A 15,380-nucleotide genomic window follows, 5' to 3' on the forward strand; every position below is an offset into this window, starting at 1 on the left:
CCCGTTCTGAACCGCAACGACGGAACAGTCATGATCACGACGCCGCTGCACGGCGAATGCCGAGTCTTTCTCTCCCGCACCGATGATGCACGGACATGGGCGGTGGGAGCGCAATTCGCGGCGACCGCCGCGAGTGTCGGTCACCGCGCAGGAACCACCACGGCACTTCGCCCCGGGACGACTCTGGTCTGCTCCGCCGACGGAGAGTTGTCGGTGCACCGCGCTGTCCCCCGATCGTCGCCGTCGGGCGGTGTCCCAGGGTGTTCGCTCGAACAGGCCATGGGGTGGCTCGACCATGGATTACGCACTGCAGCAACGGAAATCGCATCGTCGGGTCGTCCCATTCGCTTACTGCTCTCCGGTGGTGTCGACTCCGGACTCCTCGCCTCCTACTTGTGGAGGGCCGGTGCCGACGTCCGTGCACTGACCCTCCGCACACCCTGGGGTGACGAAATCGACGGTGCCTCTCGAACAGCGCGCCACGTCGGTCTGCCGCTCGACGTCATCGACGTCACCGCACAGGAATCGACAGCGGCGATCTACCCGTGCATGCAGCACACTCAATCCGATGATGCAGAAGTCATCACCGTGCATCTGCTGGTGACAGTGGCCTTCGAGTTGGCGCGAGCATGTGGTGCCGACCTCGTGACCGGACTCGGCAGCGATCTGCTCAACGCCGGAAGCGATTTCGGTATGGGCGCAGTCGCCGGCGATCTGAACGAACGTATCGACGACGCCAGCGCATCAGGAATGATGGTGACCGGCCAATTCACCCCAGGGCCGCGCATGTACCACCCGTACTGGAGTCCTGCTCTACTGCACCTTCAACAGAGTGTCCCCGCTCAGCTGAAGACCGTCGACGGCATCGAAAAGTACTACCTCCGCGAGCTCGCGGCCTACCAACTGCCCCGTGAGACTGCGTTCGGGAGAAAAGTCGCAATCCACCAAGGGGCGGGTTTGTCAGCAGGGTTGGACGGCGCGCTCGGAGAACAACTGGCTGCCGTCTGTGCCCAAATCCGGGCACAGACCCTCGATGAGGTCCCTCTGGGAAACCACGATGTTGCGGTCGGCGGTGAGCAGCGGTGACGGCCACCGATCCCGGAGATCTCGCGGCAGTGGCCACCCGGGATGGATTCGCTCTGGTCGGCGACGTCGACTTCGGCAGAAGCGACTTCGAGGTCTTCGTGCAGGGGCTCGGGACTCTCGCCACACATCGGTTCGGCACCGGAAGCGCAGGTCTGCTCGATCTCGACGCAAGCCCGCTACCGGACCGCGTCGTCACCGGGCGCAGTGCCCTGCCTCTGCACACCGACGGCACACTTGTCGGGACCTGTCCCAAATACATTGCGCTGTATTGCAATGCAGTCGATCAGCCCACAGGATCCGGACGCACAGAACTCTGTCTGCAATCGGATCTACTCGATGCAACACTCCCACCGGACCTGAGCACGGTGACCGACGTGGATTGGGAGTACTACGTCACCGACCAATCCCACTTTCCCGACGTCGCGCACCGCTGGCTGTCGATTCCACCTGCAGTGCGATCAGCAACGGGGACAACGCGGTTGAACGTGGCACTCCCGTTCACCGAGGAACGGACCACCCCCGCAGGATGGTCGGTCCGTCTGGCGGGCTCGACCGAAGAAGACAGCCGGGCCGTCTTCGCACGGCTCGACTCCTACCTGCGGGGCAGTACCAGCTTCTACTCGCACGACTGGGCCCCGGGTGATCTTCTCGTCCTCGACAACGAACAGGTTCTGCACGGGCGGACAACGATCGAACCGGGCAGCGTCAGACACTTGTTCCGAGGACAGATCAATGTCTGACGCGCGAGGGTTCCTCGCCGCACTGAACAGCATGCCCCAACAGGATCAGGACGCACTTCACCAGGGACGACGCCATACGACGTTCGGGGAGCTGTCGGCCGCGGCGATGGCATGGCGTGATGCACTGGCACCGGTGATCGACGAAGGCGACGTGGTCGTCGTCGATCATCACCCCGGGGCCGCAGACTTCGTTGCAGCACTACTGGGAACGATGGCCGCCGGCGGCGTGCACCTGGCGAGCCGGACGCGGCATCCAGCATGGGACCGACTGAGCGCACTGGGCCGCCGCTGGCACGCCATTACCGACCACGACATCGACCCCGACCTGCCCGAACTGGCCTCCGTGTTCGATGCAGCAACCCGAAAGCTCCGATACTGCAACCCAACGCGTCAATGCGACGTGACCGAGCACGACACCGTGCGAGGAAGAATCCTCGAAACATCCGGATCGAGTGGTGAGCCGAAATGGGTGTACTGGACCGAGGAATCGCTGTTCGCCGACCGCACCGACTGGTGCCAGCAGCTCGGTCTGACAGCCGACGATGTGATCATCAACATCCACCCCCTCGATTTCGCGCACGGGATGGACGTTCACGTTCTCGCGGGCTTGCTCTCGGGAGCACCCACGGTGCACCTCGACGCCGGTCTCCCGGCCTCTGCCCACGCGAGAGCGATTTGCGACTGGAACGGTACCTATATGAGCGCCCTTCCCTCGCACTACGACGCGATCGCAGCGTCACCGGCGGCATCGGAGCGAATGGGTGAACACCTGACCACCGCACTGACGGGCGGGGCTCTCCTGACGCCGACCACTGCGCGACTGATCCACCAGCGGTGCGGGGTCCACCTACGCAGGCTCTACGGGGCCACCGAGTGCGGCATCATGTGCGCAGATCTGCGGCCACAGTTGCAGAGCGCGGCCGAACTGCGGCCCCTACCCGGGGTGGAGATGCGAGTGCGCCCCATCCACGGAATCGACGCAGATACCTATCGAGTGGGCGAGCCCGAATTCCGCCGAGCGCACCGAGCCGAAGGCTACTGGGGACACCCGGACCGTACACAGAGCGCATTCACGGACGGCTGGTATCGAAGCGGGGACGCGGTGATGGTCCACGACAACGGTGCCATCAACGTCCTGGGCCGCATCGATGACGTATGGACAAACAACCACGGTCAACTCTGTTCGGCAGGCGTCCTGGTCGACGAGATCACCGCACTCGACGAGGTCGACGAGGTCGTCGTCTTCGCCCCAACGGCCACAGGAGCAGACACACCGACGACAGTACTGTGCCGCCTGGCACCCACCGGGGCAGACCTCGGACGAATCCACCTTCGCGTCACCGAAGTGATGAACAGCTGCGGTCTCATCGGAAAGATCACTCTGATGTCCGACTGGCCGAAAACGTCTGTCGGCAAGCCCGACCGGCGCGCATTGCTGGCATGGTGCAGAGCGTCCTGAGTTCGACATCACACGGATCAGAAAGGGCAGACATGAGCGCCGCGTCCCCACAAGGGTTTCACTGCTGGACAACCCATTTAGGACTGGCAGACGAAGGTAAAGACGACTTCTCCATGGTCATCTCCGACAGGCCGTGCACCTCGTCGGTCGTTTTCACGAAGTCACTGTTCGCGGGCCCCTGCGTCACCTTGAGCAAGACCTCGATCGAGCAGACCAGTCCGCGCGGGGTCCTCGTGTTGGCGAAGAACGCCAACGTCGCGACCGGCGCGGAAGGGCTCCGCAACGCCAGCGAGATACGCGCATCCGTCGCACGAACCGTAGGAATCGAACCCGATGCCCTGATAATGGCCTCCACCGGAGTCATCGGAGTGCAATATCCGATGGACACCATCCGCGCCGGACTCGACGGGCTCGGCCAGGGAACACCACTCGACGCGCACGCGGTGGCCCGAGCGATCATGACCACCGACACCCGCGCCAAGGTCTCCGAACGAGCCGTCGGCACCAGCACCATCGTTGGAATCGCGAAGGGCGTCGGGATGATAGAACCGGACATGGCGACCATGCTGTCGTTTGTCTTCACCGACGCCGACGTCCCCCAGGACACGCTCAACCGAATCTTTCGTGACGTTGTCGACCGCACCTACAACTCGGTCTCGATCGACACCGACACCTCCACCAGCGACACAGCGGCGGTCTTCGCCAATGGTGCCGCCGGCCCGGTACCCGATACCGAGTTCGAGCAGGCTCTCGAGGAAGTGTGCACGGATCTGGTGAAAATGATTGCCAGCGACGGCGAAGGTGCGACCAAGCTGATCGTCACTACGGTCTCGGGTGCATCGAGCGAGCGCCAAGCGCGCGTGGTCGGGAAGTCGATCATCAACTCTCCCTTGGTCAAGACGATGATCCACGGTGAAGACCCCAACTGGGGTCGAGTTCTCATGGCTATCGGAAAATGTAGCAACGAGGTGGACATAGAACCCGACAGAATCCGAGTCGCATTCGCGGACATCGATGTGTATCCGAGCTCGTCACTCGACCAGCACGACACCGTCGAGGTGGTTCGTGAACACCTTGCAACTGCCACCGTCGAGATCAACGTAGACCTCGGAATCGGCACCGACACCTGGAGAGTGTTCGGTTGCGACCTCACCGATGAATACATTCGAATAAACGCGGACTACACCACATAGAGATCACTCCAATCACTTCACCAACAGGCCGCAGTAACGTGGAGTGGGCATCCGGCCTCGACGCCTCGACCTGTCGAAGCCGTTACAGCACGTCGCCTGTGGCCGTTGATGTTGCCGGTTCTGCCGGACTCTGGACATGAGCAAATTAAAGACCGAACACGATTCGCGCCGGGGGGCGAAAATGGCTGCAACCGATAGAGAACCTTCAAAAAGGTTCCGAGACAATGCCCATAACGACCGCAATGCCACAACTCTGATCAAAACTTCCGACCACGCATCTAGCGAAGAGCGTAGTCACGAGCTGTACACCGTGTACGGAACCGCGTGTCACGCGCCTGAACGACAGTGTATGACACGACTCACTGCGCGAATAGTCGATGGGGACAGCTTAGCGTCGATTCGGTGCGGACCAGGAGAAATTACTCGTCGACAGGTTGATCTCGAAGCCGATCCACGATTCTCCGTGAGGATTCAATACGTCTTATCGGGCGAAGTAATTCTGTCGCAGAACGGCGTCCAAATATCGCTGAAGAGTGGAGGCATTGGCCTATACTATAGCGATTACAGTTATACAATGACTGTAACCCGTGCCAGCTGTTTAGCGGTAGTCACGTTACGGCAGAGGGTGGGCTCAAGAGAAGACTTCGACGCCGCCTCGGGTCGAGGTCTTCGCGTTGTGCCAAACGCTGAAGGTACGGGGAAAATACTCTCAGATACTTTACATTCTACTTCGAGAGAAATTGGAATGCTGAACACGTTCACGGCTCATAATGTCATCTCAGCCGTTCGATTACTGGCGTGGGAAGGAATGCACCCGCCCCATGGCCACGCACCGCCTGACCAGCAATCCGGCCTCGTAGCGACGGCGCGCTTGATGATCGAGAAGAATCTTTCTGATCCCACGCTCAATCCCGACCTACTCGCGCGCAAACTACATGTATCGGTTCGTCAGCTGCATCGCGCTTTCGAGCGAGAGGAGCGAACTCTGTCCGCTTATATAGCATATGAGCGCATTGAAAGGTGCGCTGCCGATTTGATCGACCCAAGCTTACAACAGATACCGATAGGCGACATCAGTGCGCGGTGGGGGCTTAGTGACCAGTCGAGACTTTCTCGGCTATTTCGCGAGTTGAAGGGTTGCTCGCCTTCGGAATTCAGAAGGTTTTACGCGGAACCCAGCTAATTCGAGAACACATCCACCGATCAATTCCGAGTGGTCAAGACCGGAACGAAGGTTCTCGTACCGGCGCGCCGCGTCGACGTGATCGAACTCGCTGGGCAACAAGTACACGACCGGGTGACGGATTCATCAAGACAAAATTCTTGACCTTGCTCGAGGTAGTGACGGTCCGGCTATCCGTCCACGGTAGCTACCACGCAACTCCGTCACGTCCGCGCGCACTCGCGCCGATCGGGGCATCGCCTTCACGGCATAAGACGATTGATCTGCGGGTTCTCGCGGTAGACGTGGCTGTAGTCGTTGTCGACTTTGGAGGGCCCGACTCCGAGGACTTGATCGTTGGCCGGTTGCGGCTTCCATGGTCTCCTCACGGCCGGCGCAGATGGGTGCCTACCTGCACTGGACCCCGTAGGGGACTTCGACCCCACTTGTCGCACGGTGCCAAAGTTTTGTCGCTTCGCGACGAAGAGCTGTGGAGGTATTTCCGCAATTAATTTCGATAAGTAGCGTCGAAGACATCATCAAGTCGCCGACCTTGCAGGTCGCAATGGTTCATTCGACATGTCGACTTGAGATACAGAAATGATGGGGAGAACCGAAGAAGGAGACTGTGATGATCTCGGCAGATCAATATGCGCGCGATAGCTATGAACGTGAGTTGAAAGCTCACTGGGACGCTAAAACAACCGATGACATCAATCTCCTACTGGGCGCTGATGATGATCTTTACCACCATCACTACGCGATTGGCGATTTCGACCGCTCTATTCTGGATTCCGTAGGTGAGGAGCGAGAGAACGCGATTTTGCGAGAGTTGCATCGAATGGAGAATGATCAAGTCGGACTGATCCTCGACGCCCTCGGTCCTTTGCCGCCCAACTCTCGCGGCATGGATGCCGGGTCAGGTCGCGGGGGAACATCTTTTCGTCTCGCTGGAGCGACGGAGAGCCGAATCGACGGCGTCAATTTTTGCGAACATCACGTCGCGTTCGCCGAGCAGATCGCACGCAAACGCGGTTGGGATAGCCGCGTTCAATTCCACCTCGGGAACATGCTGCAGGCACCATTTCCTGATCACACTTTCGATTTCGTGGTCTCAAACGAGACGACGATGTACGCCGACGCGTACGAAGCAATGGCCGAGTTCTCCCGCCTACTGCGACGGGGCGGTCGCTACGTAATGACCACCTGGTGCCGCAACGACGCAGTCGACCCACGCTCGGACGCGACAAGGCAGATCGATGAACATTACGTATGCCGAATGCACCGCCGAAGCACTTACTTCAAGGCCTTCGCGGCAAACGGCCTGATTCCGTACCGCGTGGCTCAGTACACACACGAAGCTATGCCGTACTGGGAGCTACGCAACAACAGCAAACTCCGCACCGGCGTTGAGGATGCGTTCCTCAGCGGCTACAGCGACGGTTCACTGAACTACCTAGTGATTGCGGCCGAACGCATCTGAGACATCCACCCGGAAACCACAAACTTGAAGGAGCCTGAAATGCCGAACCTCGACGTGGCAGTCCTCGGCCAGCATGACGTACAGCAGCGCCGCTACTGGGATGCCAAAAAATCCGACGATATCAACCTGCTGCTGGGCACTGAAGACGGCTTGTACCACCACCACTACGGAATCGGTGACTACGATCACTCTGTACTCGCTGCACCTGCGGAGCTGCGGGAGTCACTGATCCTGCGCGAACTTCACCGGATGGAGTCGCTGGAAATCAACCTTATCGTCGATGCATTAGGGGAGGTCTCACCGAGCTCTCGTGTCATGGACGCGGGATCGGGGCGAGGCGGAACGACCTTCACAATCGCTGATCGATTCGGCTGCCGGGTAGACGGGGTGAACTACTGCGCTCACCATGTCGAGTTCGCAGAGAAGTTGGCCCGTGAACGCGGGAGCTCGGACCGTGTGCAATTCCACTTCGCAAACATGGTTCAGGCCCCCTTCGAGGACAACACCTTCGATTACATCGTCTCCAACGAAACCACGATGTGTGTCGACCTAGGGGAGGCGTTCACCGAGTTCGCCCGGTTGCTGCGCCCCGGCGGCCGCTATGTCGCAGTCACCTGGTGCCGCAACGACGTAGTTGCTGAGCGTTCCGAGGCATCACGGTTGATCGACGAAGAATATCAGTGCGCTATGCACACCCGCAGTACTTATTTCCAAACTCTGGCAGCAAATGGTCTGGTGCCGTATCACGTTCAGCGATACACCGACGAAGCCATCCCGTACTGGGACCTGCGCAACCAGGCAGCGTTGCGCACAGGTGTCGAGGAACCATTCCTCCAGGGCTTCCGCGAACGCAGCATCGACTACTTGGTTATCGCGTGCGAGCGTCTGTAGCGGTGGCCTGAGATATCCGAGTTATCCACGCGCCAGCGATCCTCGGCATCGGCGCGCCACTTCGTCCTTCTACAAACAATCGAAGGGATTCCGGTATGGCCGGAACGGCTGATTTACCTTTAGAAATGCGACGCAACGGCCTGAACCCGACCGAAGAGCTCGCCCAGGTCCGTGACCGCGACGGTGTTATCCCAGTAGGAGAACTCTACGGGGCCCCGGCTTTTCTCGTCTGCCGTTACGAAGACGTCCGGCGAATCTTCGCAGACTCAAACCGGTTCAGCAACGCCCACACGCCAATGTTCGCAATACCCAGCGGCGGCGATGTGATTGAAGATGAACTAGCCGCCATGCGCGCCGGTAACCTCATCGGACTCGATCCCCCCGACCACACCCGCTTGCGTCATATCCTTGCTGCGGAGTTCTCAGTGCACCGGCTCAGTCGCCTGCAGCCGCGCATCGCAGAGATAGTGGACAGTGCATTGGATGGTCTCGAGCAAGCCGGGCAACCCGCCGACCTTATGGACCGTTACGCGCTACCAGTCTCTTTGCTCGTACTGTGTGAGCTGTTGGGAGTGCCCTATGCCGATCGCGACGAATTGCGAGATCGAACAGCACGCCTCCTGGATCTGTCGGCATCTGCAGAACAACGAGCGGTTGCCCAGCGAGAAGACCGTCGATACATGGCCACCCTGGTTACCCGTGCGCAGGAACAACCCGGTGACGACTTGTTGGGAATTCTGGCGCGCAAGATTGGCGACAACCTCAGCACCGACGAACTTATCAGCATCATCAGTCTGATCATGCTCGGTGGACACGAGACCACAGCAAGCATGATCGGCCTCAGTGTACTGGCCCTTTTGCATCACCCGGAACAAGCCGCCATGATGATCGAGGACCCGAACTGCGTCAATTCCGGAATTGAGGAATTATTGCGGTGGTTGTCGGTCGCCCATTCGCAGCCACCGCGCATGGCAGTAACCGAGGTGCAAATCGCCGGGGTGACCATTCCGGCAGGATCTTTCGTCATCCCGTCCCTATTGGCCGCTAATCGCGACAGCAATCTGACGGACAGACCCGACGACCTCGATATCACCAGGGGAGTAGCCGGTCACCTCGCCTTCGGGCATGGCGTCCATTTCTGTCTTGGGCATTCACTCGCTCGGATGACCCTGCGCACGGCCGTGCCGGCGGTACTGAGGCGCTTTCCCGACCTAGCCCTCTCACCCTCGCACGACGTTCGGCTCCGCTCCGCCAGCATTGTTCTCGGCCTCGAAGAACTACAGCTGACGTGGTGAGAAGCGAGCGGTCATGAAAGTCGTCGTGAACGAGCGGAGGTGTTTCGGCTCCGGTCAGTGCGTGCTCGTCGCGCCCGAGGTCTTCGAGCAGAGTAACGACGGCACAGTCACATTGCTCGTGGACAAACCTTCCCCAGACAACCATTCGCTGGTACGCGCGGCTGCACGTTCCTGCCCAGCTACTGCTATCCGCTTCGAAGAGAATGCGATGCGACAAGAGCCAACCGAATTCAGCTATGACGATCTGCCTGCTCTGATCTCCCGTATGCGGGGAGACGAAAGGCACTCGTTCTCATCCTCATCGACGATGGACGTGCTGTGGGTACTCTACGACGAAATCCTCAACGTATCCCCCGAGAGCCCCGACGACGACGACAGGGACCGCTTCTTGCTGTCCAAAGGTCACGGCCCGATGGCCTACTACGCGGTACTTGCGGCCAAAGGGTTCCTCCGACCAGAGCTCCTCGATACCTGGGCGACAAAGAACTCACCACTCGGCTTCGCGCCGGATCGAACCAAAATCTCGGGTGTAGAAATGTCGGGTGGCTCGCTCGGCCATGGCTTGCCGCTCGCAGTGGGCGTCGCGATGGGACTCCGTATACAAAATCGTCACGCACCGAGAGTCTTCGTGCTCATCGGCGATGGAGAGTTCGATGAGGGCAGCAACCACGAGGCGATGGCTTTTGCAGGACGCGCGCGCTTGAACCAACTGACGGTCATCGTCCTGGACAACGGCACGGCAAGTATGGGTTGGCCGCATGGAATCGATAAACGGTTCGACGGTGAGGGTTGGGACACAATCAACATCAACGGTGCTGACCATGAGGAGATCGCTGCGGCACTGAATCGAGATCACAACGACAGACCGCTCGCGGTGGTCGCCACCGTGACTCGGCAATCGGCCCGTTCGTCCATTCAGCAGAGATGAATCGCCATGAATTCCGCAGACACGCAAGAACCAAAGTCCTTCAACCACACTGACATGTGGACCGCATTCGGAACGACCATGTCTGGTGCATTGGAAACAGACCCCCGCGCCGTAGTTGTGCTGGCCGACATCGGAGCCCACCTCTTCAAAGCGGCCGCGATCGCAGATCCCAACCGCGTGATCAACGTAGGGATCAGGGAACAGCTGATGATGGGGGTAGCCGGCGGGCTCGCCATGTGTGGCATGCGACCCGTGGTACACACAGTCGCCGCCTTTCTCGTCGAGCGGCCTCTTGAACAAATAAAGCTGAACTTCGCCCAGCAAGATGTCGGCGCAGTCCTGGTCAGTTGGGGAGCCTCCTACGACTTGTCGGAGTTCGCCTTCTCCCATTTCACCCCGGGCGATATCACCGTCATCGATTCGATGCCCAACTGGACAGTTCACGTGCCAGGCCATCCACAGGAGGCCGCCGATCTTCTCCTCGAATCGCTACCAGGCGATGGACGGGTCTACCTACGGCTGTCGAGTCAGGTCAACCGTTACCCCCATGCGGTCCGAGGGACATCGTTCACACCTATCAAGTACGGCACCCGCGGAGTCGTCCTCGCAGTCGGGCCCTGTTTAGATGCGGTGCTGTCGGCAACCTCCATGCTCGACGTAACCATCCTCTACGCGGCGACGATTCGCCCCTTCGACGCCACGGGCCTGTGTGCCGCGGTGCAAGCCGTGAACCGTCCGAACGTCGTGTTGGTCGAGCCCTATCTGGCAGGCACCTCGGCGCACCAAGTCTCGTCCAGTCTCGTCAGCCATCCCCATCGGCTGCTCTCCCTGGGCGTTCGACGTGAGATGGAAGATCGCCACTACGGAACCCCCGACGACCACGACCACATTCACGGACTTGACGCCCGTTCCCTGAGTAATTCGATCAATTCCTTCCTCGGCTGAGCACGACCCGCGAGAGAAAGGAATCGGGATGAAGGAATCAACCATGGCACAGACGCAAGCAAGGTTTGATCGGGTGCGATGGGAACCCGGCGTATACGCAATCGTCGGTGCCACCGGAATTGGAAAGAGCGCCGAAGCGAGCAAGTTGGCATTGAGTCACTCGGCTCCGATTGTTGTTGCCGACCGTATCCAGTGTTACTCCGATCTCCTGGTCACCAGTGGTCGAGCGTTCGACGCGAAAGTGGAAGGGCTCAACCGCGTTTGGCTCGACAACCGGACCATACATCAGGGCAACTTCGATCCGGACGAGGCCTTTGACCGGCTGATAAAAGTACTGACCTCGTACGTTGATCGCGGCGAAGCGGTGGTAATGGAGGGCGGTTCGATATCGCTCATTCTTCGATTCGCGCAAACGATATCCAACCTACCGTTCCCAGCTGTCGTGAATGTTATGCCTATTCCTGATAGGCAACACTACTTTGCCCAGCAGTGCGCAAGGGCACGACAAATGTTACGGGGAGATTCAACGGGCAGGAATTTACTCACCGAACTGGCGGAAGCGTGGGTTCTAGGCGATCAGCACAACTTCATAGCCTCGGTTGCGGGTCTGGACTGTGTACTCGACTGGTGCGCCACGCATTCCGTAACACCAGAGGAGTTGGCCAACCGAGACCTCACCACGGAGGTGCTCGACGAACTGGCGGCATCAATGGGTGGCCGGTATGTCGAGCACGGCGTCCTTCAGCAGGAAATATTTTTAAGAACCTTCGGTGCCCCAGGTGTGACCGCCAGATGAGCGGGATCTGGCACACCGACGACGTGCACCTGACATCCGCCGGGGCTGATTTCGGAAACTGCATCCATGCGAAACCGTCCGTCGTTGTCGTGCCACGGACCGTGGCCGACGTGCAGGAAGCCCTGCGCTACACCGCGGCGCGGAACCTATCGCTCGCGGTGCGCGGATCCGGACACTCGACTTACGGGCAATGCCAGGCAGATGGCGGAGTCGTGCTGGACATGAAAAGGTTCAACACCGTCCACGACGTTCGATCGGGGCAGGCCACGATCGATGCGGGTGTGCGATGGAGCGACGTGGTCGCTGCCACGCTCAGCCGCCAGCAAACCCCTCCGGTACTCACCGACTATCTCGGGACCACCGTCGGCGGAACGCTTTCGGTCGGCGGCTTCGGGGGATCGAGTCACGGCTTTGGCTTGCAAACCGACAACGTGGACTCTCTTGCTGTAGTTACCGGATCGGGAGATTTTCGGGAATGCTCCGCCGTATCGAACAGTGAACTTTTCGACGCCGTGCGCGGCGGCCTCGGTCAATTCGGCGTAATCGTCAACGCGACAATCCGTCTGACCGCTGCTCACGAGTCGGTTCGACAGTACAAATTGCAGTATTCCAACCTCGGCGTATTCCTTGGCGACCAACTCCGCGCCATGTCCAACAGACTATTCGACCATGTACAAGGACGAATTCGTGTCGATGCCGACGGCCACTTACGTTATCGACTGGACCTAGCCAAGTACTTCACCCCACCACGAAGGCCAGACGACGATGCGCTGTTGTCATCGCTCCAATACGATTCGTGCGCCGAATACAACTCGGACGTAGATTATGGTGACTTTATCAACCGTATGGCGGATCAGGAGCTTGATCTTCGGCACACAGGTGAGTGGTTCTATCCACATCCATGGGCCAGCCTGCTGATCCCGGCAGACAAGATCGAGCAGTTCATCGAAACTACCAGCTCCTCATTGACGGATGACCTAGGAAACTCCGGGCTGATCATGGTTTACCCGATTCCAACAACACCGATCACCGCACCGTTCATTCCGATTCCTCACTGCGACACATTCTTCATGTTGGCCGTACTTCGAACAGCATCCCCAGGGGCCGAAGCCCGAATGATTGCCAGCAACCGCCTGCTCTATGAACAGGCTCGGGATGTAGGCGGGGTGGCCTACGCAGTCAATGCTGTCCCCATGTCACCGGGAGATTGGTGTACGCACTTCGGTTCGCGATGGCAGGCCATCGCACGGGCTAAGCGTCGCTTCGACCCATACAGGATCCTCGCCCCTGGATACAGAATGTCATTCGACTGATGAACCTTCGACCAATGCCCGCGACTACGGTCTCGGCACAGGCCCGCCCGACCCCCAAGAGCGTCACGGTCTTCTGCGGAGCTATGCCAGGGCGCGGGACCAAATATGGAAAGCTCGCAGAGGGGATGGGGCGTGCGATTGCTAGATCGAAGCTGCGCCTCGTTTATGGTGGCGCCCGAGTCGGCCTCATGGGCACCCTCGCGAACGCGGCCTTGGACTCCGGCGGAACCGTCGTTGGCGTGATCCCTGAGAGCTTCACTGCGATACCCGAGGCTGCGCATCATGGACTGACAGAACTACACGTCGTCCATGACATGCACCAACGCAAAGCTCTCATGGCCGAACTCGGTGACGCATTCATTGCCCTCCCCGGCGGTGTCGGAACCGCAGAAGAGTTCTTCGAGGTCCTTACGTGGTCACACCTGGGGCTTCACAATAAACCCTGTGTACTGCTGAACGACAACGAGTATTACCGCCCCTTGCTCTCCTACATCGAGCACGCTGCCGTCGAAGGATTTATCACCCCCGCAACCCGGTCTCGCGTAATCGTCTGCAAAGACATCGAGGGGGCTATCGCGGCCATTCGCTCACCCTAATTAGTGGGACTTCTGCCTGGCCGGTAGATCTGCTCCGTCCTCGGTGCATTCTATATCGCTCACGTTCCACCCAGTTCGTCCGTATACGAAATTTGGAGGCACGTCGATGTCTGTACGAAAATTTCACCTAGGCTGGTTTGTCGGTTTCTTTGCTAACGATTTCACCGGCGACTTCTCGCCGCCTGAAGAGCCATGGGATGGCCGATTCTATGTCGAGATGGCGAAGTCGCTAGAGCGCGCAGGATTCGACTACATGATGTTCGAGGACACGGTGTCGGTACCCGATGCATACGGGCGATCCTTCGATGCGTACCTGAAACACGCCCTGTGGGTGCCGAAACACGACCCAGTGCCGTTGGCGTCGGTGATCGCGGCCGCGACCGACCGCATAGGCGTAATCGCTACGATGTCGACGGCCTTCTATCCCCCATACATGCTGGCACGCACTGTCTCTACGGTCGACCACATCGCTGGTGGGCGCTTTGGATGGAACATCGTCACCACCGGTCAAGATCAGGCCGCGCGCAACTTCGGCATGGATCGTCTGCTGCCGCACGACAAGCGCTACGAGGTAGCACATGAGTACGTCGACCTTGTCCGAGATCTATGGAATTCCTGGGATCGAGACAACATCGTCCGTGACCGCGAGTCAGGGACTTATGTTGCGCCCGGCACTGTTCGGGCAGTGAACCACACTGGGGAGCATTTCCGTTCGGCGGGTCCGCTCAACACGGTGCACCCACCCAATGGGCAACCAGTTTTCGTCCAAGCTGGCGGATCCCCCAAGGGCCGCGACTTCGCCGCGAAGTACGCCGACTCGATTGTTGCCAACGTCAACACCGTGGAGACGATGCGGGAGTTTCGTGACGATGTCCGTAACCGGGCGCAGGCACACGGTCGAGACCCTGACGACATCAAGGTTCTCTTCATCGCGATGCCAGTACTCGGTGCCACTATGGATGAGGCTCAGGCCGCGAATAAACGGAGAATGACCAGCGACCGGGCCATCGAAAACATTCTTTTGCAACTGTCTTTCGTCACCGACATCGACTTCTCTCAGTTTCCGCTCGACGAAGTACCTCCGCAAGACTTGACAACCAATGGCGAGCAGTCATCACTGGAGAGCTTCCTGCAGCACGGTAGCGGTAAAACTCTGCGCGAGCTGACCATTGATTACCTCGCTCCGTCTATCGAACTGGTGGGGACGCCTGATCACGTAGCGGAGCGCATGGGGGAGATCGTCGACGAGGTAGGCGGTGACGGATTCTTGATTTATACCGGGTCGAACTCGCTCACCCGCCGATTCATCGCTGAGATTACCGACGGCCTCGTGCCAGCTTTACAACGAATTGGGCGAACGCGGGTGGGATATTCGTCGGTGTATCTACGTGACAACCTTCGTGAGTTCTAGTTTTGGTGCTCGTTCGCGCCATCTCCCGAGGCCATCCCATGATCAGAAACGCTCCTGGTGGTGCCGGGCTCGTGATCATCGA

At 59.4% G+C, this 15,380-nt stretch carries 14 protein-coding genes; all 14 read left to right on the forward strand.

What is annotated here, in order from left to right; translation table 11 throughout:
• Positions 1 to 30 precede the first annotated feature (30 nt).
• The 14 genes from CH306_RS25250 to CH306_RS25315 all read left to right on the forward strand — a co-directional run bounded on the left by CH306_RS25250 (position 31) and on the right by CH306_RS25315 (position 15,298).
• The gene (locus CH306_RS25250; protein ID WP_033188359.1) at positions 31 to 1,086 is read left to right on the forward strand and encodes an asparagine synthase C-terminal domain-containing protein; all 1,056 of its coding nucleotides are present in this window, start codon (positions 31 to 33) and stop codon (positions 1,084 to 1,086) included.
• The gene (locus tag CH306_RS25255; RefSeq protein ID WP_015586125.1) at positions 1,083 to 1,826 is read left to right on the forward strand and encodes a TauD/TfdA family dioxygenase; all 744 of its coding nucleotides are present in this window, start codon (positions 1,083 to 1,085) and stop codon (positions 1,824 to 1,826) included. The genes CH306_RS25250 and CH306_RS25255 overlap by 4 nt, the downstream gene beginning before the upstream one ends.
• The gene (locus CH306_RS25260) at positions 1,819 to 3,285 is read left to right on the forward strand and encodes a class I adenylate-forming enzyme family protein (RefSeq protein WP_032365002.1); all 1,467 of its coding nucleotides are present in this window, start codon (positions 1,819 to 1,821) and stop codon (positions 3,283 to 3,285) included. Before CH306_RS25255 ends, CH306_RS25260 begins: the two co-directional genes overlap by 8 nt.
• 32 nt (positions 3,286 to 3,317) lie before the next feature.
• Positions 3,318 to 4,478 carry a bifunctional glutamate N-acetyltransferase/amino-acid acetyltransferase ArgJ gene (gene argJ, locus CH306_RS25265; protein ID WP_032365003.1) on the forward strand — a complete coding sequence of 387 codons (1,161 nt, stop codon included), beginning with the start codon at positions 3,318 to 3,320 and terminating at the stop codon, positions 4,476 to 4,478.
• Positions 4,479 to 5,352: 874 nt separating this feature from the next.
• Positions 5,353 to 5,661, forward strand: coding sequence for a helix-turn-helix transcriptional regulator (locus tag CH306_RS29880; RefSeq protein WP_368665489.1), 309 nt, complete (start codon positions 5,353 to 5,355; stop codon positions 5,659 to 5,661).
• A 610-nt stretch (positions 5,662 to 6,271) separates the two neighbouring features.
• Complete coding sequence (locus tag CH306_RS25275) at positions 6,272 to 7,123, forward strand: SAM-dependent methyltransferase (RefSeq protein WP_015586129.1); 852 nt, start codon at positions 6,272 to 6,274, stop codon at positions 7,121 to 7,123.
• A 39-nt stretch (positions 7,124 to 7,162) separates the two neighbouring features.
• The gene (locus CH306_RS25280) at positions 7,163 to 8,014 is read left to right on the forward strand and encodes an SAM-dependent methyltransferase (RefSeq protein ID WP_032365004.1); all 852 of its coding nucleotides are present in this window, start codon (positions 7,163 to 7,165) and stop codon (positions 8,012 to 8,014) included.
• A 95-nt stretch (positions 8,015 to 8,109) separates the two neighbouring features.
• The gene (locus CH306_RS25285) at positions 8,110 to 9,309 is read left to right on the forward strand and encodes a cytochrome P450 (RefSeq protein ID WP_015586131.1); all 1,200 of its coding nucleotides are present in this window, start codon (positions 8,110 to 8,112) and stop codon (positions 9,307 to 9,309) included.
• Between the two features lie 13 nt (positions 9,310 to 9,322).
• Positions 9,323 to 10,237, forward strand: a complete 915-nt coding sequence (locus CH306_RS25290) for a 4Fe-4S domain-containing protein (protein ID WP_080730063.1) — start codon at positions 9,323 to 9,325, stop codon at positions 10,235 to 10,237.
• 6 nt (positions 10,238 to 10,243) lie between these two features.
• A complete protein-coding gene (locus CH306_RS25295; protein ID WP_015586133.1) occupies positions 10,244 to 11,182 on the forward strand; it encodes a transketolase family protein in 939 nt (312 codons plus the stop codon).
• Positions 11,183 to 11,210: 28 nt separating this feature from the next.
• On the forward strand, positions 11,211 to 11,978 hold the full coding sequence (fas4, locus tag CH306_RS25300) for an adenylate dimethylallyltransferase Fas4 (protein WP_015586134.1): 768 nt from the start codon (positions 11,211 to 11,213) through the stop codon (positions 11,976 to 11,978).
• The gene (locus CH306_RS25305; RefSeq protein ID WP_032365005.1) at positions 11,975 to 13,291 is read left to right on the forward strand and encodes an FAD-binding protein; all 1,317 of its coding nucleotides are present in this window, start codon (positions 11,975 to 11,977) and stop codon (positions 13,289 to 13,291) included. Before fas4 ends, CH306_RS25305 begins: the two co-directional genes overlap by 4 nt.
• 14 nt (positions 13,292 to 13,305) lie before the next feature.
• Positions 13,306 to 13,887, forward strand: coding sequence for a TIGR00730 family Rossman fold protein (locus CH306_RS25310; protein WP_256977574.1), 582 nt, complete (start codon positions 13,306 to 13,308; stop codon positions 13,885 to 13,887).
• A 106-nt stretch (positions 13,888 to 13,993) separates the two neighbouring features.
• On the forward strand, positions 13,994 to 15,298 hold the full coding sequence (locus tag CH306_RS25315) for an NtaA/DmoA family FMN-dependent monooxygenase (protein ID WP_015586137.1): 1,305 nt from the start codon (positions 13,994 to 13,996) through the stop codon (positions 15,296 to 15,298).
• The last annotated feature ends 82 nt before the right edge of the window (positions 15,299 to 15,380 follow it).

Origin of the sequence: Rhodococcus sp. 15-725-2-2b, from assembly GCF_002259075.1 — a bacterium.
In the GTDB taxonomy this organism is placed as follows: Bacteria; Actinomycetota; Actinomycetes; order Mycobacteriales; family Mycobacteriaceae; genus Rhodococcoides.

Excerpts from the sequence above, each read along its gene's own strand:
- CH306_RS25250 (WP_033188359.1), top strand. The coding sequence starts at position 31 with ATGATCACGACGCCGCTGCACGGCGAATGCCGAGTCTTTCTCTCCCGC.
- CH306_RS25260 (WP_032365002.1), top strand. The coding sequence starts at position 1,819 with ATGTCTGACGCGCGAGGGTTCCTCGCCGCACTGAACAGCATGCCCCAA.
- argJ (WP_032365003.1), top strand. The coding sequence starts at position 3,318 with ATGAGCGCCGCGTCCCCACAAGGGTTTCACTGCTGGACAACCCATTTA.
- CH306_RS29880 (WP_368665489.1), top strand. The coding sequence starts at position 5,353 with ATGATCGAGAAGAATCTTTCTGATCCCACGCTCAATCCCGACCTACTC.
- CH306_RS25275 (WP_015586129.1), top strand. The coding sequence starts at position 6,272 with ATGATCTCGGCAGATCAATATGCGCGCGATAGCTATGAACGTGAGTTG.
- CH306_RS25280 (WP_032365004.1), top strand. The coding sequence starts at position 7,163 with ATGCCGAACCTCGACGTGGCAGTCCTCGGCCAGCATGACGTACAGCAG.
- CH306_RS25285 (WP_015586131.1), top strand. The coding sequence starts at position 8,110 with ATGGCCGGAACGGCTGATTTACCTTTAGAAATGCGACGCAACGGCCTG.
- CH306_RS25290 (WP_080730063.1), top strand. The coding sequence starts at position 9,323 with ATGAAAGTCGTCGTGAACGAGCGGAGGTGTTTCGGCTCCGGTCAGTGC.
- CH306_RS25295 (WP_015586133.1), top strand. The coding sequence starts at position 10,244 with ATGAATTCCGCAGACACGCAAGAACCAAAGTCCTTCAACCACACTGAC.
- fas4 (WP_015586134.1), top strand. The coding sequence starts at position 11,211 with ATGAAGGAATCAACCATGGCACAGACGCAAGCAAGGTTTGATCGGGTG.
- CH306_RS25305 (WP_032365005.1), top strand. The coding sequence starts at position 11,975 with ATGAGCGGGATCTGGCACACCGACGACGTGCACCTGACATCCGCCGGG.
- CH306_RS25310 (WP_256977574.1), top strand. The coding sequence starts at position 13,306 with ATGCCCGCGACTACGGTCTCGGCACAGGCCCGCCCGACCCCCAAGAGC.
- CH306_RS25315 (WP_015586137.1), top strand. The coding sequence starts at position 13,994 with ATGTCTGTACGAAAATTTCACCTAGGCTGGTTTGTCGGTTTCTTTGCT.